Origin of the sequence: Corynebacterium sp. ACRQP (genome assembly GCF_022345915.1) — a bacterium.
GTDB lineage: Bacteria > Actinomycetota > Actinomycetes > Mycobacteriales > Mycobacteriaceae > Corynebacterium > Corynebacterium lehmanniae.
In genome coordinates, this window is sequence record NZ_JAKRMZ010000001.1 from 161942 (window position 1) to 179106 (window position 17165).

General features: G+C 66.6%; 16 protein-coding genes and 1 riboswitch. Of the genes, 6 read left to right on the forward strand and 10 right to left on the reverse strand.

Annotated features, from left to right (window positions below; genetic code table 11):
• Positions 1–37 precede the first annotated feature (37 nt).
• From dapC to typA, 6 genes are read right to left on the reverse strand one after another with little or no spacing between them, the layout of a single operon-like run.
• Positions 38–1138 (reverse strand): succinyldiaminopimelate transaminase, encoded by a 1101-nt coding sequence (dapC, locus tag MHY23_RS00755; RefSeq protein WP_239306002.1) that lies wholly within the window; start codon positions 1136–1138, stop codon positions 38–40.
• 4 nt (positions 1139–1142) lie between these two features.
• Positions 1143–1466 (reverse strand): ferredoxin, encoded by a 324-nt coding sequence (fdxA, locus tag MHY23_RS00760; RefSeq protein ID WP_181192369.1) that lies wholly within the window; start codon positions 1464–1466, stop codon positions 1143–1145.
• Between the two features lie 13 nt (positions 1467–1479).
• On the reverse strand, positions 1480–1803 hold the full coding sequence (locus MHY23_RS00765) for a hypothetical protein (protein WP_239306003.1): 324 nt from the start codon (positions 1801–1803) through the stop codon (positions 1480–1482).
• Complete coding sequence (gene mshB / locus MHY23_RS00770; RefSeq protein ID WP_239306004.1) at positions 1800–2672, reverse strand: N-acetyl-1-D-myo-inositol-2-amino-2-deoxy-alpha-D-glucopyranoside deacetylase; 873 nt, start codon at positions 2670–2672, stop codon at positions 1800–1802. The genes MHY23_RS00765 and mshB overlap by 4 nt, the downstream gene beginning before the upstream one ends.
• Positions 2669–4354: an ABC transporter family substrate-binding protein gene (locus MHY23_RS00775; RefSeq protein ID WP_239306005.1), complete on the reverse strand. Its 1686-nt coding sequence runs from the start codon at positions 4352–4354 to the stop codon at positions 2669–2671. Before MHY23_RS00775 ends, mshB begins: the two co-directional genes overlap by 4 nt.
• 11 nt (positions 4355–4365) lie before the next feature.
• Positions 4366–6282, reverse strand: a complete 1917-nt coding sequence (gene typA, locus MHY23_RS00780) for a translational GTPase TypA (RefSeq protein WP_239306006.1) — start codon at positions 6280–6282, stop codon at positions 4366–4368.
• A gap of 164 nt (positions 6283–6446) precedes the next feature.
• Here typA and MHY23_RS00785 point away from each other — a divergent pair, with 164 nt between their 5' ends.
• The 6 genes from MHY23_RS00785 to MHY23_RS00810 all read left to right on the forward strand — a co-directional run bounded on the left by MHY23_RS00785 (position 6447) and on the right by MHY23_RS00810 (position 13909).
• A complete protein-coding gene (locus MHY23_RS00785; RefSeq protein WP_239306007.1) occupies positions 6447–7118 on the forward strand; it encodes a hypothetical protein in 672 nt (223 codons plus the stop codon).
• A 3-nt stretch (positions 7119–7121) separates the two neighbouring features.
• A complete protein-coding gene (locus tag MHY23_RS00790) occupies positions 7122–7658 on the forward strand; it encodes a DUF402 domain-containing protein (protein WP_239306008.1) in 537 nt (178 codons plus the stop codon).
• A 374-nt stretch (positions 7659–8032) separates the two neighbouring features.
• Entirely contained in the window at positions 8033–9739 is a 1707-nt protein-coding gene (locus tag MHY23_RS00795; protein ID WP_239306009.1) for an ABC transporter family substrate-binding protein, read from the forward strand.
• Between the two features lie 134 nt (positions 9740–9873).
• Positions 9874–10857: an ABC transporter permease gene (locus MHY23_RS00800; RefSeq protein WP_239306010.1), complete on the forward strand. Its 984-nt coding sequence runs from the start codon at positions 9874–9876 to the stop codon at positions 10855–10857.
• Positions 10858–10868: 11 nt separating this feature from the next.
• Positions 10869–11945, forward strand: coding sequence for an ABC transporter permease (locus MHY23_RS00805; RefSeq protein ID WP_239306011.1), 1077 nt, complete (start codon positions 10869–10871; stop codon positions 11943–11945).
• Positions 11942–13909 carry an ABC transporter ATP-binding protein gene (locus MHY23_RS00810; RefSeq protein WP_239306012.1) on the forward strand — a complete coding sequence of 656 codons (1968 nt, stop codon included), beginning with the start codon at positions 11942–11944 and terminating at the stop codon, positions 13907–13909. Before MHY23_RS00805 ends, MHY23_RS00810 begins: the two co-directional genes overlap by 4 nt.
• On the opposite strand, the gene MHY23_RS00815 is transcribed toward MHY23_RS00810, so the two are convergent.
• From MHY23_RS00815 to MHY23_RS00830, 4 genes are all read right to left on the reverse strand, one after another.
• Entirely contained in the window at positions 13896–14363 is a 468-nt protein-coding gene (locus tag MHY23_RS00815; RefSeq protein ID WP_239306013.1) for a hypothetical protein, read from the reverse strand. The two genes, MHY23_RS00810 and MHY23_RS00815, sit on opposite strands and share 14 nt — an antisense overlap.
• Entirely contained in the window at positions 14360–15121 is a 762-nt protein-coding gene (locus MHY23_RS00820) for an energy-coupling factor transporter transmembrane protein EcfT (protein WP_239306014.1), read from the reverse strand. Before MHY23_RS00820 ends, MHY23_RS00815 begins: the two co-directional genes overlap by 4 nt.
• A complete protein-coding gene (locus MHY23_RS00825; protein ID WP_239306015.1) occupies positions 15118–16449 on the reverse strand; it encodes an ABC transporter ATP-binding protein in 1332 nt (443 codons plus the stop codon). Before MHY23_RS00825 ends, MHY23_RS00820 begins: the two co-directional genes overlap by 4 nt.
• Entirely contained in the window at positions 16450–17043 is a 594-nt protein-coding gene (locus MHY23_RS00830) for an ECF transporter S component (RefSeq protein WP_239306016.1), read from the reverse strand.
• Positions 17035–17153: riboswitch (TPP riboswitch) on the reverse strand. (Overlaps the previous gene by 9 nt.)
• Positions 17154–17165 lie beyond the last annotated feature (12 nt).

The following is a 17165-nucleotide window of genomic DNA, read 5'->3' on the forward strand; positions in this document are numbered from 1 at the left end:
GCAAAACTTACGTAAGTGTAGTCCCGGGAGGTCGAAGTTAAGAAACCAGGCGCTTGGCGGCTTCGGCGATGCGCTCGTCGGTGGCGGTCAGCGAGATACGCACGTGGTTTGCGCCTGCGGGTCCGTAGAAGTGGCCGGGAGCTGCGAGGATGCCGCGGTCCGCGAGCCAGTCCAACGTTTCGCGGGAGCTCATTGCTTCTCGACGGCACCAAAGGTACAACCCGGCATCAGAGTCGTCGATAGTAAAGCCTGCTTCAGGCAGCGCCTTCATGAGTTCGACGCGGCGCATGGCGTAGGTGGAGCGTTGCATTTCCTCGTGCATGTCGTCGCCGAGGGCTGCGACCATGGCGGCCTGGATGGGGCCGGGCACGATGAGGCCGGAGTGCTTGCGCACGAGCAGCAGCTCCTGCACCAGTTCCTCGTCGCCGGAGATGGTGCCGGCGCGATACGACGCCAGGTTGGACGTCTTCGACAGCGAGTGCAGGGCGAGCAGCCCGGTGTTGTCGCCGCCGGTGATGGACGGGTGCAGGATCGACACCGGCTCCGCGGACCAGCCGAGGTAGAGGTAGCACTCGTCGGAGGCGATGATCGCGCCAGTGTCGCGGGAGAATTCCACCCAGGCGCGCAGCTCGTCCGCGGACGCCACTGCCCCGGTCGGGTTCGACGGGGAGTTGACGAAGACTAAGGCGGTGTCGCGCGGTGCGGCCGCGGGGTCGTCGCAACGCACGACTTCGCAGTCGGCCATGAGAGCGCCGACCTCGTAGGTGGGGTACGCAACCTCCGGGATGACTACCTTCGCGCCGCGCAGGCCAAGCAGCGTGGGCAGCCACGCCACGGCCTCCTTCAGGCCGATCACGGGCAGCACGGAGCGCTCGTTCAGCCCCGCGATGCCGAAGCGGCGCGCAAGCGAGGAGACGATCGTGGCACGCAGCTCGGGCGTGCCGGCGGTCTGCGGGTAGCCGGGGGCTGCGGCGGCCTCGGTCAGCGCGAGTTGGATTGACGGCGCAACCGGGTCGACGGGGCCGCCGACGGACAGGTCGATCAGCCCGCCTTCGTGCGCGGCGGCGCGCTCGCGCACGTCCGCGATGGTGTCCCAGGGAAAATCCGGCAGCCGCGATCCGAGTGGAGTGCGAGCCAACGGTTTAGTCCTGGTTCTGCGGCGGCAGGGCGGCCACGAACGGGTGGTCGTAGTCCTGCGGGCCGGTCTTGGCGGCGCCGCCCGGGGAGCCGAGCTCGTCGAAGAAGCCGACGTTGACGTCGTAGTATTCGCTCCACTCGTCGGGGGTGTCGTCCTCGTAGAAGATGGCCTCGACCGGGCATGCAGGTTCACAGGCGCCGCAGTCGACGCACTCGTCGGGGTGGATGTAGAGCATGCGCTTGCCCTCGTAGATGCAATCAACGGGGCATTCTTCAACGCAGCTGCGGTCCATGATGTCGACGCACGGTTGAGCAATCACGTAAGTCATGGCAAACAGTATGTCACTTCCGTTGAATCATGGGCCAAACGCCACCCACTATGCCGGCAACGAATAGCATCAACGACCAGCCGGTTGGCGGGAGTACGGCCAGTGAAATGAAAAACGCGCATCCCCACACGCCCAGCGGCGCGAGCGCCCACGTTTCCGACCACAGTCGCGCCGTTTTCGTCAGCACCGCGTTGAATAGCAGCGCCACAACCACCCAGATCCAGTTGAGGTAGACCACCTCCAGCACGAGGGAGACGAGCGCGCCGACGCTGAGCCACACCAGCCCGGCGATCGCTTCGCCCCGGGAGAAGTCGTCGCGCACTGCGGGTCGTGTCATCGGGCGATCCCGGTGAGCAGCGAAGCGCCGTCGTCAAGCGGAAGCCCCGCGCCCAGTTGGTAGTGCTCGACGCGCTGGATCGGCTGGATGATCAGGTTCGACAGCGCGTAGTAGACCACCGGGCCGGCGGCGAGCGCGGCGTGGGGGTTGACGTCGGTGGTGCGCCCGTCCGCGATCCACAGCTGGGTGGCGTGGGCGCGCATCGCTTCGACCTTGGCGCTGTAGGCGGCGTCGTTGAGCTCGACGCGGACGTCGGAGGTGTCCACGCCGTCGAGCTCACCGTCGTCGGGCAGGCGCCAGCCCTCGGGCGCCTCGGCGGGCATGAGCGCGGCGGTCTCCTCGGCGAGGCGCACCGCCCACATAATGCGCGGGACGTGCACGCGCTCGGCGGCGGCGTGGGTGATCTCGTGGGCGCGGATGTGGTCCGGGTGGCCGTAGCCGCCGTCGGGGCCGTAGGTGAGCACAAGGTGCGGCTTTTCCGCGTCGAAGATGGCAGCAAGCTTCTCGACGGCCACGTCACCCGAATTCACAAACGCCCGCGGATTTTTACTCGCCGGCGATCCCGCCATGCCGGAGTCGCGGAAGCAACCGGCGCCACCGAGGAACTGCCCGCGCGCGCCGATCGCGTTGAGGGAGCGCTGCAGCTCCTGGATGCGGAACCCGCCGAGCTGGTCCGCCTCGTCGGCGACAAGGTGCTGGTAGGGCTCGCCGATGACCTCACCCTCCTCGCCGAGGGTGCAGGTGACCACCAGCACGTCCGCGCCGCGTGCCGACAGGTCTGCGAGCGCGCCAGCGGTGGTGATCGCCTCGTCGTCCGGGTGGGCGTGCACGGCTACAACGCGGTAGCCAGAAAGGTCTCTATCGGTCATGGAACCTCCTGTATTTTTGTTCGCCGCCCCACTGTATCGGCCAGCGTCCACGCGCCCGCGGACGACAGCCCGCCGGGCCACTGCCCCGGCTGCGTGCCCGCCGCGCGCACCCCGCCCGCGGTGGCGGCCAGACGGGTCTCGCGCAGCAGGGGCACCCAGAGCGCTTCTCGGTGCTCGATCGCCGCGACACGTTCGGCGGCTATTTCTGGCGGGATGTCGCCGGCGAGGATGGCGCGTGCCAGCTCGTCGCCGGCGACAGAGCAGAAGCCCGCGAGGTTGCCAGCGCGGCCGGTTTCTGCAGGGCAGGCGATGCGGCTGGCCAGTCTGTTCGCGGGGGCGTCTGCGAAATCGCCGTCGTTGCGCCAATGCACCACGATGTCCACCTCGCCCGCTGGCAGGCCGCGCGCGGCGATGGCGGGCAACTCGTTGGCCACGATGCGGGCGGGCACATCCGCGTTGTTGAGCACATCCACCAGCGAGCGCGCGGCAGAGCTGGCGGCCGGGTCAGCCGCGTCCGCGGCGACGCGCAACACCTTGCCGTCGGCGGCGAGGGCGTGAAGCAGCGCCAGCGAACCAGGGTCGGTCGGGGCCGCGGCATCCACGTTGGTGCTGCGCCGGGCGGCGATGTGGGCGAGCAGGGGGACGTCGATAAGCGAACGCACCTCCGCGCGCGCCTGAGTAGACAGCCCGCTGGTGGCGGACAGCGTCACCCCGAGTGTGCGGGTGCCCGGGAACGTGCGTGTCTCCGCGCCCGGAACGAGCCCCAGCACATCCGCCGAGGTGTCCTGCGGCACCATGTCCACGAACGCGAGCTGGCCGCTGCGCAACTGGTCGGCCACCTGGGTGGTGTCGCGCGCCGCGGCGAGGGTGAGGATGTCAATCGGCGCCGGGTCCGGGCCCCAAAACCTGTCGTTGCGGTTGAGCGTGACGGTGCCGTGCGCGCGGTCCACGCTGCGCACCAGGTAGCGGCCGGCCGATGCCGGCACCGTGTTGCGCAGCGCGTAAGCGAAATCGGCGGCGTCCGCGGCGAGCAGGTGCGACGGCAGCAGGTGACGGAACAGCACGCGCCAGTCCCCCACCGGCTGCGCGAAATCCACGTCCACGACCTTGCCGCCGGGCCCGCTGACGCGCACGTCCGCCACCGCGCGGTACGCGGCCGGGTCCACCACCCCAGGCGTCTTTGTCATACCGCGCCACAGGTAGGCGAAATCCGCGCCGGTGATCGGCGTGCCGTCGGACCACTGGGCGTTCGGCGCGATGACGTAGCGGACCGTGAACGCAGCCGGGGACGTCGGCAGCACCGACGCGCCGACGAGCAGGTTCGGGTCCTTCGCTCCACCCGCCCTAAACGCACTGGGCAGGACCAGGTCCGCGATGCCGCGCACGACGGCGGACTCGTCGCCGACCAAGTGCGGGTTGAACCCCGCGCGCACCGGGTCCACGCCCACCTGCGCCTGCGGACGGCCGCTGGCGGGCTCGTGGTTGGCGTCCTGCTCGTCGGCGTGTTCGGCGTCGGCGTTGTCCGCGTCGGCGCTGTCGTTCTCCGAGACCGCGTCGGGGCGGTCCTCCGGCTCCACCAGCGGCGGCGGGCCCGGATTGGCCGCGCAGGACGCCGCGAGGCAGAGCACGGAAAACGCCGCCGCAGCACGGGTGGCTGGGCGGCGCGTTCTACTTGGGTGCATGGAAGAACAGGCTAGCTGTTCTTCTGCTTCGCGCGGGAGCGGGCGCGGCCGCGCTCGGTGGCGTTGAGGATGATCTTGCGCACGCGCATCGCCTCGGGGGCGACCTCGACGCACTCGTCGTCGTCGCAGAACTCGATGGCCTCGTCCAGGGAGAGGGTGCGGGCCTTCTGCAGCGTGACCGTGGCGTCCGCGGTGGCGGAGCGCATGTTGGTCAGCTTCTTTTCCTTGGTGATGTTGATGTCCATGTCTTCGTCGCGGGAGTTCGCGCCGACGACCATGCCCTCGTAGGTTTCCGCGCCGGGTTCGACGAAGAAGTCGCCGCGGTCTGCCAGCTGCTGCAGGGCGTAGGCAGTGACCTGACCGGAGCGGTCGGCGACCAGGGAGCCGGTCGGGCGGCCCTTGATCTCGCCGGCCCACGGGCGGTGCTCGATGGAGTAGGAGTTGGCGATGCCGGCGCCGCGGGTCTCGGTGAGGAAGGTGGTGCGGAAGCCGATCAGGCCTCGCGACGGCACGTCGAACTCCATGCGCACCCAGTCGCCGGAGCCGGTGTTGGACATCGAGGTCATCTGGCCCTTGCGGTTGGCCATCAGCTGGGTCACGGCACCCTGGTGCTCGGCGGGCACGTCGATGATCATGTGGTCGTACGGCTCGTAGGTCTTGCCGTCGACTTCCTTGGTCACCACCTGAGGCTTGCCCACGGTCAGTTCGAAGCCCTCGCGGCGCATGGTTTCGATGAGCACGGTCAGGGCCATCTCGCCGCGGCCCTGCACCTCCCACGCGTCCGGGCGGTCGGTGGGCAGCACCTTGATGGAAACGTTGCCGATCAGCTCCTGGTCCAGGCGGGCCTTGACCATGCGGGCGGTGAGCTTGTCGCCGCCGTTGCGGCCGGCCATCGGGGAAGTGTTCACGCCGATGGTCATGGAGATCGCGGGGTCGTCGATGGCGATGCGCGGCAGCGGCTCAACGTTCTCCGGGTCGCAGAGGGTGTCGCCGATCATGATGTCCTCGACGCCGGAGATGGCGGCGATGTCGCCTGCGACCACGTCGCCGGTGGCCGGGACGCGGTCCAGGCCCTCGGTGACCAGAAGCTCGGCGACCTTGACGTTCTTAACCTGCTGGTTGCCCTCAGAGTCGTAGTGGACCCAGGCGACATTCTGGCCCTTCTTCACGGCGCCCTTGTACACGCGGATCAGCGCGATGCGGCCGAGGAAGGAGGAGGAGTCCAGGTTGGTCACCTGCGCCTGGAATGGCGCGTCGATCTCGGCGGACGGCTCCGGCAGCACGTCGTAGATGACGTCGAACAGCGGCTGCAGGTCCTCGTTGTCCGGCAGGTTGCCGTTGCCCGGGTTCTCCAGGGAGGCGCGGCCCGCGCGGCCGGAGGTGTAGAGCACCGGCAGCTCGAGCAGGTTCTCGGCGGCCTCGGCGGCCTCCGGGTCTTCCAGGCCTGCGCCGAGCTCGAGGAGCAGGTCCTGAGCCTCCTCGACAACCTCGTCGATGCGGGCGTCCGGGCGGTCCGTCTTGTTCACGCAGATGATGACCGGCTTTTTCGCCTCGAGTGCCTTGCCCAGGACGAATCGGGTTTGCGGCAGCGGGCCTTCGGATGCGTCGATAAGCAAAACGACGCCGTCGACCATGGACAGGCCGCGCTCGACCTCGCCGCCGAAGTCGGCGTGGCCCGGGGTGTCGATGACGTTGATGACCAGGTCCGCGCCGTCCTTGCCCTTGCCGGCGCGACGGATGGCGGTGTTCTTGGCCAAAATGGTGATGCCGCGCTCGGACTCGAGCTCGCCGGAGTCCATCACGCGGTCGCCGTGTTCGCCGTGGTCGCCGAACACGCCGGACTGCTCCAGCATGGCGTTGACCAGGGTGGTTTTACCGTGGTCGACGTGGGCGACGATGGCTACGTTGCGAAATTCAGGGTGCGACACAGAGATAGGTCCTTTGCGTTGGCGGAAATAACGCCTAAACGATACTCCCGCCTGCGCTGAATCGCATTATCCCGCCTGCGAACCGCAGCCTGCGCGCGCACGATTCCCACAGTAATATCCCAGTTCCGCTTGACGTTGTTACGGATGTGACTAATGTGGCGCAAGTGCACAACTATCTTTCGCTCTCCAGGACCGTCGTTGCGGCGGTGTGCGCTGCCGGTTTGTTGGTGACCGGAGGCGTCGCTAAGCAAACTGCTTCTGCGCAGTCCTCTTTCCTCGACCCGCTGGGCCGGCCCACGCCTGAGACGGTCGCGCGCGTGAACGCGTTCGCAGACCAGCCTCACGTCCCGCAGGCAGTGGGCAATGCGCTGCGCACTGCGGTGCAGTTCTACGCAGGCGGCGATGAAATCGGAGGACCGCCCCTGCCTGCCGACGCCCCACGGTTCACCCAGTTCTACTGGCCCACAGTCTCCGGCAACTGCATCGGCAAGGGACTGCACTCCACCGCTTCCGCGATCGCGGTGCCCGGCCCGGCCCAATCCCCCGCCCCGGGCGCAAAGGCGGGCCAGACCACCTTCGTCTTCACCGCACTGGGCACCCCGGCGGCCGCGAAGGAACAGGGCGGCATGAAGGTGTACTGGATCAACCTGGGCAATTTCCGCACCGGCGTAACGCCGTTGGGCAATAACGGTATTAACCCAACAGGACCGGCCACCCTGTCCGCGACCGCGGACACGGGCTCTGGGCGGGTTCTGGCAGTCGTTGACGGGAGTGTGCGCACCGTCGACAAGCTCTGTCCCTTCGCACCGACCGCCGCATCTATTGACGTGAGGTAACCAATGGCCGCCGATCTGCACCCCGTGAAGCAGGAGACGTTCGACACCGCAACGAACATCAACACCGACCCGAAGGGGTTTCTGCGCGAGGTGGACACGTTCCACGTCACCGACTTCGGCCTGTACATGGGCCGCGGCGCCGACCACCCGGAGTTTGGCTACCTGGAGAGCTGGCTACTGCCGGAGCTTGGGCTACGGGCAAACATCTTCCACTGGCGCGAAGGCGCCGGGTACGAGCATGACTTCTACTTCGATATCGCCGACATCGAAGTTGATGGCGACGTGTGGCGCACCCGCGACCTCTACGTCGACATCGTGTCACTTACCGGCAATCCGATCGACGTGCTGGACATCGACGAGCTCGCCGCCGCCACGTCTGCGGGATACATCACCGCCGAGGACGCGGAGAAGGCTATCGACGTCACGCTGGCCGCCGTCGAAGGCATCACCCGCCACGGCGACGACGCCATGGAGTGGCTACGTGCTCAGGGCATCGAACTGACGTGGGCCGACAATGTGGAGCTGACACCGGTCGGGTAATTTACCTCGCGTTCACCCCATCCACCGCCACGGTGGATGGGGTTTTTGCGTTCTGTGAATATCATTCACATTTTCTATAGTCCGGCAGCTTTCGCTGTTCACACGTCACACCCGGCATGAAGTGCCGTTTTGTCAGACTATTCGAGTTTGCTGGAGGCAAGCTGGGCATAAAACGCAAAATACTTTCCCAAATCAATGTGAACTGGATGACACGTGCGGTAGGTTGTGTTCAACCTGATTCACGTCGTGTTTACCGAACGGTGCTGTACGAACCGTGTGCAGGGGCCGCCGGAAGTTTCTCCGGCACCATTGCCCGCCTTGGGCAACCGTCGCAAAGCAATCTGCGGACGGACGACCTACGAAAGGAACGGACCATGAGCAAACGCCTCCGCGTCGCGGCCCTCGCCGGCCTCTCCTCCATCTCCCTCGTCCTCGCCTCCTGCTCCTCGGACGGAAACTCCGAGGGCACAGCCGCAGGTGGTGGCCAGGACACCGCGAACACCCAGGCTGAGACGTCCGGTGACAACGGCGAAAAGCTCGAGGTCAACGCCGCGGGCGACTACAACCCGCTCGAGCGCGACCAGATCCAGGATGGCGGCGAGCTCACGCTCGCGATCACCGAGATCGCCGAGCAGCAGAACATGTTCCACGCGAACATGAACCTCTACACCCGCTCACTGTGGACGAAGTACAACCCGGTGCTTTCGCTTTTCGACGGTGACGGCACCTACCACCCGAACCCGGCGTACCTCACCGATGTGAAGGACGAGGTTGTCGACGGCAAGACCGTGGTCACCTACACCATCAACCCGGAGGCCAACTACAACGACGGCACCCCGATCGACTGGACCGCCTACGAGAACACCTGGAAGTTCAACAACGGCACCAACCCGGACGTGCAGGTCAACTCCACCGACGGCTACGAGCTGATCGAATCCGTCGAACGCGGCGAGGACGACAAGCAGGCAGTGGTCACCTTCAAGCAGGCGTACCCGTGGTGGGAAGGCCTCTTCGACTCCCTGGTCCCACCGCAGGTCAAGGACGCGGATACCTTCATGAACGCCTACCTCAAGCAGGTCCACCCCGAGTGGGGCGCAGGCCCGTTCAAGGTGGAAAACGTGGACTTCGAAGGCGGCACCGCGACCTTCGTGCCCAACGAGAACTGGTGGGGTGAAAAGCCGAAGCTGGACAAGATCACCTACCGCCAGATGGAAGACCAGGCGTCCCTGAACGCCTTCCGCGCAGGTGAGCTCGACGCCACCGGCGTGGGCACCCGCGACCGCCTGGCCACCGCGAAGGAGATGGGCGATGCGGTGGAGATCCGCACCGCGCTGCGCCCGTCCACCTTCCTCATGACCATCAACTCCACCGCCCCGGGCCTGGAGGACATCAAGGTGCGCGAGGCGATCATGCGCGGTGTGGACCGCGAGCAGCTCGCCGCCATCCGCTTCCAGGGCCTGGGTTACGAGGAGGACCTGCCGGGCTCGTTCAACCTCTTCCAGACCCAGGACGGCTACGAGGACAACTTCGGCGAAGTAGTCCAGTACGACCCGGAGAAGGCCAAGGAGCTGCTGAAGGAGGCCGGCTACGACGAGGCGAACCCGCTGTCCATCCGCTACGTCACCCTCGGCGACTCCCCGATGGTGCAGGCCACCACCTCCGCCATCCAGGCGATGCTGCGCAACATCGGCATCGACGTCCAGGTGGAGGAGCGCCCGAGATCCGACTTCTCCAAGGTCACCGCTGAGCGCGACTTCGACCTGTTCATGTCCGGCTTCAACTCTTCCGACCCGTTCGGCGTGGCGTACTTCGGCCAGATCTACGCCTCCGACTCCGAGCTGAACAAGTCCGCCACCGGCACCCCGGAGATGGACAAGAAGATCGAGGAACTGCAGCAGATCGCGGACGCGGACGAGCAGATCAAGCGCGCCAACGAGCTGGAGAAGGAAGCCCTGCAGCAGTACGGCATCATGCCGTACGCCAACGGCCCCGAGATCGTGGCCGTAAAGAAGGGCCTGGCCAACTTCGGCGCCAACTCGTTTGCGGTCCTGCCGATCGAGAACGTGGGTTGGGCGAAGTAGTTCACCCCACCTTCAACCTGGTGAAACACCCGCGATGAGTGTGAGCCCGCCCAGCGTGAGCACTGGGCGGGCTTCCGCACTTGCATCGCCGAAAACCTCCTGCACACCCGCTGACACCGGAACTGAGAGCGCACATGTTTCGATACCTGCTCAGGAAGACACTGAGTTGGGGCCTGATCGTTTTCTTGGCCACCAACCTGACCTACTTCCTCGCTAGCTTTTTCCTCGACCCGCGAGCCAACTACTTCGGCCGCCGCCCACCTTTGCCCGAAGATCAGATCGACGCCCTGCTCGAGCCGTTGAATTTGAGCCCGAACACCCCGCTCATCGAGCGCTGGTGGACCTGGCTCACCGGCATTCTCACGCGCTGGGACTGGGGCAAGTCCCCGCTCGGAGACTCGGTGAACGAGCAGGTCTCCTACCGCATCTGGGTCTCCGCCCAGCTGACGCTGTTCGCCACCCTGCTATCCATTCTCATCGGCGTGGCGCTCGGCGTGTACACCGCGTCGCGCCAGTACAAGCGCGCCGACCGCGTGTGGCAGGGCATCTCGATCATCACCATGAACATCCACGTGGTCGTGGCGTCGATTGCCGTGGTGTGGTTCGGCCTGAAGGTCAACGAGTGGACCGGCAAGCGCGTCTTCTACGTCACCGGCGCTTCCAGCCCGGGTGTCCAAGGTTTCGGCGCGAAGATGGTGGACTACGCCCAGCACTTGGTGCTGCCGACCCTGTCGCTGTTGATCATCTCGTACGCCGGCTACCACTTCATGCAGCGCACGCTGCTGCTGGACAACCTGAACGCCGACTACGTGCGCACCGCCCGCGCGAAGGGGTTGACCAAGGCGAAGGCGGTGCGTCGTCACGCATTGCGCACCTCGCTGATCCCGGTGGCCACCTCCGTGGCGTTCTCCGTGCCCGGCATCTTCACCGGCGCCGTGATGACGGAGCGCATCTTCGCCTGGCAGGGCATGGGCCAGTACTTCATCCAGACCATTGCGCGTAACGACGTCCACGGGGTCGTCGTCGTGGCCGCGTTCGGCGCCGCCATGACGGCTGTCTCCGCCATCCTGGCGGACCTCGTCGTCGTTGCCCTCGACCCGCGCGTGCGCGTGAGCTAAGGAGCACCGAAATGGCACCGAATACCTCCCGCGGCGTATCCCGCAAACTGAAAGATCCCCGCGCGCACAGCTCGACCAGCCTGGGCATGCACGCGAACATGCCGCTCAACGACCTCACCGCCATCTCCGAGACCGGCCGCCAGGCTGATGGTGTGCGAAGCGAGGAGCGCGACACTCCTCCGCCCGCCCCGAAGCAGGGCAACAGCATCGACGACCAGCGGACGATGCGCGCGACGCGGAAATCCAAGATCTACTTCCGCCGCTTCATGCGCAACAAGGCTGCGGTCCTCGGCCTGATCATTTTCTTCCTGTTGGTCTTACTCGCCGTCTTCGGCAAGTTCCTCACCCCGTGGAACTACCAGGACCCGGACTTTTTGAACCTGTCCGTGCCACCGTCGTCAGAGCACTGGTTCGGCACGACAGATTCCGGCAACGACCTGTTCGCCCAAGTGGTCCACGGCCTGGGCCGCTCGCTGACGATTGCGGTGCCGGCGTCCATTGCCACCACGATCATCTCCGCACTCATCGGCGCAGGCGCGGCGCTTTACGGCGGCAGGGTGGAAAAGGTCATCCTGGCCGTCATCCACTTCCTGCTGGCTGTGCCGACCTTCCTCATCATCGCCCTGCTGGTCTCCGGCTCGGGCGGCGATTGGAAGGTGCTCACCGTCGTGCTCATCGCATTCGGCTGGATGTACTCGGCGCGTGTGATCTGGTCGCTGTCGCTGTCCATCCGCGAGAACGACTACGTGCGCGCCGCGAAGTTCATGGGCGTCTCCCGCCCGCAGACGATCGTGCGCCACGTCATCCCGAACGTCGCATCGCTGCTGATCATCCAGCTGATGCTGGGCATCGTCTCCACCATCATGTCGGAGACCGCGCTGTCCTTCCTCGGCCTTGGCGTGAAGCTTCCCGACGTGTCCCTGGGCACGCTTTTGCAGACGGGCACGTCGACGCTGATCACCGCCCCGTGGCAGTTCTACTTCCCGGCGCTGATCCTGACCCTGCTCACCGTGTCCATGGCGTTTATCGCAGATGGCCTGCGTGACGCGCTCGACCCGAACTCGAACTCCGGAGGTTCCGCAGCATGACAACCAGCATCCACAACCCCGGCGGCGCAGGCTTCGGCGGCGCTGCCCCGGCGCCTACCGGCGACCCGGTGCTTTCGGTGCGCGACCTCCACGTCTCCTTCCCCTCGGAGGCGGGCGTGGTCCGGGCGGTGCGCGGCGTGGACTTCGACCTCTACCCCGGCCGCACCCTCGGCATCGTGGGCGAGTCCGGCTCCGGCAAGTCCGTCACCTCGCTCGCGGTGATGGGGCTTTTGCCCGAGTACGCGAAGGTCACCGGCTCCGTGAGGTTCGCCGGCGACGAGCTGCTGGGTAAATCCGATAACGCGATGTCCAAGATCCGCGGCAACGGCATCGGCATGATCTTCCAGGACCCGCTGTCCGCACTGACCCCGGTCTACGACATCGGCACCCAGCTGGTGGAGGCCATCCAGGCGCACAACAGCATCCCCAAGTCCAAGGCGATGGACCGCGCCGCGGAGCTGCTGGATCTGGTGGGCATCCCGGAGCCGAAGAAGCGCTTGCGCTCCTTCCCGCACGAGTTTTCCGGCGGCATGCGCCAGCGCGTCGTCATCGCGATTGCGATCGCGAACAACCCGAAGGTGCTCATCGCCGACGAGCCCACCACCGCGCTCGACGTGACCATCCAGGCGCAGATCCTCGAGGTGATCAAGAAGGCCCAGCGCGAAACCGGCGCCGCCTGCATCATGATCACCCACGACATGGGTGTCGTCGCCGGCACCGCGGACGACGTGCTAGTGATGTACGGCGGCCGCCCGGTGGAGCGCGCCGAGGTGCACGAGCTGTTTGGCAACCCGAAAATGCCGTACTCCGTGGGCCTGTTGGGCTCCACCCCGCGCGTGGACCAGCCGTCCACCGAGCCGCTGACGTACATCGACGGCAACCCGCCAATGCTTATCGACGTCGCGGACCGCTGCCAGTTCGCCCCCCGCTGCCCCATCGCCGTAGACGAGTGCTTGGCCAAGGAGCCGGCCCTGGTCCCGGACAAGGGCGACGACGATGAGCACCTGGTCGCCTGCATCCGCCGCGATGAGATCGTGGAGGGCAAAATCGACGGCAAGCCGCTCTTCCCCGCTCCGAAACTGCCGGAGAACAAGTACGCGGGCATACCTCGCGAGGACCGCGAAATCACGCTCGAGGTAGAGAACCTCTACCGCGCCTTCCCGCTGACAAAAGGCGCGTTGGTCAAGCGCCGCATCGGCACCGTGGAGGCCGTGAAGAACCTCTCCTTCGACGTGCGCGCCGGCGAGTGCATGGCCATCGTGGGAGAGTCGGGCTCGGGCAAGACCACCACGCTGATGGAGATTATGAACCTCGAGCCGGAGCCGGATTCGCGCATTGTCATCTGCGGCCAGGACGCGGCAAAGATGAACACCGCGCAGCGCCGCGAGGCCCGCAAGAACATCCAGATGGTCTTCCAGGACCCGATGAGCTCGCTGAACCCGCGCATGACGGTGAAGGAAATCATCCAGGAGCCGCTGGACGCACTCGGCTACGAGGGCGACAAGGACGCCCGCATCTCCGAGCTGATGCGCACCGTGGGGCTGGACGCGAAGCAGATCGACCGCTTCCCCGGCCACTTCTCGGGTGGCCAGCGCCAGCGCATCGGCCTCGCCCGCGCCCTTGCGACGAACCCGTCGGTGATCGTGCTGGACGAGCCGGTCTCTGCGCTTGACGTGTCCATCCAGGCGGGCGTGATCAACCTGTTGGATTCGCTCAAGCGCAAACTCGGCTTGTCCTACCTGTTCGTGGCCCACGACCTGTCGGTGGTGCGCCACCTGTCGGACCGCGTGGCGGTGATGTACAAGGGCGACTTCGTGGAGTTCGGCGAAACCGACGACGTCTTCGACAACCCCCAGCACCCTTACACCAAGGCGCTGCTGTCGGCGATCCCGATCCCGGATCCGGACGCGGAGCGCGCGCGTGTGCGCACGGTGTACACACCGGAGGAGGTCACCCCCTCCTAACCTCCACGTCCACCGGGAGTGCGGGCAGGAGTTTTTCCTGCTCGGCCCACATGTCCCACCAGGGTGCGTAGCCCGGGTCCCGCTTCAGGGCCCGGGCTTTTCGCATCTCTTCGGCCGCGACAACCCTCAGCGTGTCCACGTCCCCGCGCGCTTTCGCCTTGCTTATCGACGCCTCCGTCACCGCCCCTACCCCCTCCACCACGAGGTCCGCGCCGGGCACGAGCGGCACCCACTCCGCGCGCCGGTTGTGTTCCCAGTCCCAGCGCCAGAACCCGGGTGCGACAGGGTCGAGGACGTCGTCGGCGACCATGCGGGCGCCCTCGGCAAGCCCACCCCAGCCGGGGTAGAAATCGTCCAGGTGCACCACCTGGATGCCCAGTACGGAGCCGATGTGGTTGGCGAGGGTGGTTTTGCCGGAGCCCGAGAGGCCGTCGATAAGCAGCGTATACGTCATCGCACCGCCCACACCGGGCGCAGGTAGCCGGTCGCCCACGCGAGCGCGAGCGCGGCGAGCGCGACGGCCAGGCAGGCGGCCATGACCGCCCAGTCGCGGGAGTGCAGCTTGGATTCGCGCGCCCAGGAGCGCTTGTTCGGCCCGCCGAAGCCGCGCGCTTCCATGGCGGTGGCGAGCTTGCCGGCGCGGCGCAGCGACATCACCAACAGGCCGAACGACAGCGAGAACCAGTATTTGATTTTGCCCTGGTCGGCGATTCCGCGGGCGCGGCGGGAGCGGCGCATGGCGTCGAGGTCGTCGCGAAGCAGGGTGAGCATGCGAAGCGCTGCGACGGTGCCGATGACAAAGCGTTCCGGCAGGTGCAGCACCTGCGCGAGCCCGTCGCCGAGGTCGGTGGGGTCCACGTCGGCAGACAGCAGTACCACCGGCAGCGCAATCGCGAGCACGCGCAAGATCACCGCCCACGCCAGCGAAACCGACAGCTCGGTGACGTGCACCAGCCCCCACTCTAGGTACGTCTCCCCGCCCGCCTGGCCGTAGAGCGCCATCGGGATGCCCGCCAGCGGCGCGATGAACAGGATCGGCAGCGCGCGCTTGAAAAAGCGGCCGTAGCCCATCCCGCACATAGGCACCATAAGCAGCGTGAACGCGAGCACGCAGGTGGCGGAGACCCAGTCGATGGTGAACATCAGCGGCGTGGTCAAAAGCACCAGGCCGAGGATGCGGGTGACGGGGTTGATGTCGCGCAGCAGGTTCATCGGTCACCTCCGGCGACGATCTCTACGATGTGGTCGCCCAGCGAGGCGATGAACGCCTCGTCGTGGGTGATGGACATGACGGTCACGCCCTGCTCCGTCAATTCGCGGATCAGGCCGACGAGCTCAACGAAGGTGCGGTCGTCCTGGCCGAACGTGGGCTCGTCCAAGATCAAAAGCTGCGGGGCGTTGACCAGCGCGGTGGCCACCGACAGGCGCCGCTTCTCGCCGCCGGAGAGGGTGAACGGGTTGGCGTTGACCAGGTGTTCCAGGCGCAGGCGCTGCAACAGGTCGTCGATGCGCTCCTGCGGCGCGCCGGACAGCGCCATCTCCTCGCGCACGGTGGCGGTGACGAACTGGTGCTCCGGCTCCTGGAACACGTAGCCGATGCGGTTGGCCAGATCCTTCGACGACCACTTGATCGACGGTGCAGTCAGCCCCTGCCGGATGGTCTCCGAGTACTCCACCTGGCCGCGCTCTGGCGGGGTCAGCCCCGCCAGCACCTGCACCAGCGTGGTCTTGCCGGAGCCGTTCTCGCCGGTGATCACGGTGGAGTACCCCTCCGGCGCGCGCATGGTGCGCGGCGGCCCGAAACGCGTGAGCACCTCCTGCGTTGCGACGGCTGAAGGCACCCCCGCCGGCACCCTTTTCGCAGGCGGCAGCTCAGGCGCGTCCGGCAGCTCGTCCGCGCTGATGCGGGAAAGTCCGGTCTGGTCCAGGCGGTAGTAGGAGTCCACCACGTGCGCCCAGTGCTTCGGGCGGTGCTCCACCACAATCAAGGTGGCGCCGGTGAGCTGGCAGACGTGGTCCACCGCGGCGATGACCTCGTCGCGCCCGCGCGGATCCAAGTTGGCGGTGGGTTCGTCCAGGATGAGGATGTCCGCGCCCATCGCGATTACGCCCGCCAGCGCCAGGCGCTGCTTCTGCCCGCCGGACAGGTGCGCGGTGCGGTGATCCAGGGGGACGTCGAGACCCACTGCGTCGAGGGCGCTCCGTACCCGCGGCCAGATCTCCTCTCGCGGCACACCGAGGTTCTCGGCGCCGAAGGCGACGTCGTCGCCCACCCGCGACAGGATTGTCTGTGATTCCGGGTCCTGCAGCACCATGCCGACGATCCCGTTCACGTCTAAGGTGCCGGCGCGGCTGCCGTCCTCGGAGTCGTCGATAAGCTTCGCGATGACCGCAAGCAGCGTGGACTTGCCCGAGCCCGAATCGCCGGTGATGAGCACCCGCTCCCCGCGCGCGACGTCGAGGTCGACGTTGGAAAACGCGGGCTGCGGGCGCGTGGCGTGCTGGTAGGTCAGCCCGCGTGCCTGGATGGCCGGCGACATTTACGCGGCGTTGTTGAAGCGCTCGCGGCCTGCGCCGAAGCGGTCCAGCGCGCCGGTCTGCGCCAGCGCCTTGACCAGGTAGTAGGCCACTACGCCGGCGAGGACCGCACCGGAGATGATCAGGCAGGTCAGGTAGATGAGGTTGAACTGCAGGCTCATCGCGAGGTTCGGCGTGAGGAACAGCTCCAGGATGAACGCGCCGACACCAGCGCCGATACCGGAAAGCACCGCCGTGGACAGGCCGAAACGACGGTAGGCAAAGATCAAGAAAATCAGCTCCGCGCCCAGACCCTGCGCGAGGCCGGAGTACAGCGTCTCCGGGCCCCACTGGCTGCCCAGCACCGCGGAGACAGAGGCTGCGACGACTTCGACGAACAGCGCCGCGCCCGGCTTGCGAATGATCAGGCCACCGAGCACACCGCCAGTGAACCAGATGCCGGTAACCAGACCGCCCAGGCCCGGAGTCAGGGCGTCGAGCGCCTTAAACCCTGCGGCGCCAATGCTGTTCCACACCCAAAACAGCAGGCCGCAGGCCACGCCGAGGACCGCGGCGGTGACGATGTCGATGACACGCCACGAATAATTCTTCGTCATAATCTTCCTTCCTCGCGCCGGCATTACCCGGATCAGGTTCTACGGTTCGCCGAACATCCTCGACGTCTCAGCCACCGCGTTGTTACGCGGCAGCACCCGTGTGGGCCATTCAGTTGTCGCAA

Excerpts from the sequence above, each read along its gene's own strand:
- fdxA (WP_181192369.1), bottom strand. The coding sequence starts at position 1,466 with ATGACTTACGTGATTGCTCAACCGTGCGTCGACATCATGGACCGCAGC.
- MHY23_RS00765 (WP_239306003.1), bottom strand. The coding sequence starts at position 1,803 with ATGACACGACCCGCAGTGCGCGACGACTTCTCCCGGGGCGAAGCGATC.
- mshB (WP_239306004.1), bottom strand. The coding sequence starts at position 2,672 with ATGACCGATAGAGACCTTTCTGGCTACCGCGTTGTAGCCGTGCACGCC.
- MHY23_RS00775 (WP_239306005.1), bottom strand. The coding sequence starts at position 4,354 with ATGCACCCAAGTAGAACGCGCCGCCCAGCCACCCGTGCTGCGGCGGCG.
- MHY23_RS00790 (WP_239306008.1), top strand. The coding sequence starts at position 7,122 with ATGGCCGCCGATCTGCACCCCGTGAAGCAGGAGACGTTCGACACCGCA.
- MHY23_RS00795 (WP_239306009.1), top strand. The coding sequence starts at position 8,033 with ATGAGCAAACGCCTCCGCGTCGCGGCCCTCGCCGGCCTCTCCTCCATC.
- MHY23_RS00800 (WP_239306010.1), top strand. The coding sequence starts at position 9,874 with ATGTTTCGATACCTGCTCAGGAAGACACTGAGTTGGGGCCTGATCGTT.
- MHY23_RS00805 (WP_239306011.1), top strand. The coding sequence starts at position 10,869 with ATGGCACCGAATACCTCCCGCGGCGTATCCCGCAAACTGAAAGATCCC.
- MHY23_RS00810 (WP_239306012.1), top strand. The coding sequence starts at position 11,942 with ATGACAACCAGCATCCACAACCCCGGCGGCGCAGGCTTCGGCGGCGCT.
- MHY23_RS00815 (WP_239306013.1), bottom strand. The coding sequence starts at position 14,363 with ATGACGTATACGCTGCTTATCGACGGCCTCTCGGGCTCCGGCAAAACC.
- MHY23_RS00820 (WP_239306014.1), bottom strand. The coding sequence starts at position 15,121 with ATGAACCTGCTGCGCGACATCAACCCCGTCACCCGCATCCTCGGCCTG.
- MHY23_RS00825 (WP_239306015.1), bottom strand. The coding sequence starts at position 16,449 with ATGTCGCCGGCCATCCAGGCACGCGGGCTGACCTACCAGCACGCCACG.
- MHY23_RS00830 (WP_239306016.1), bottom strand. The coding sequence starts at position 17,043 with ATGACGAAGAATTATTCGTGGCGTGTCATCGACATCGTCACCGCCGCG.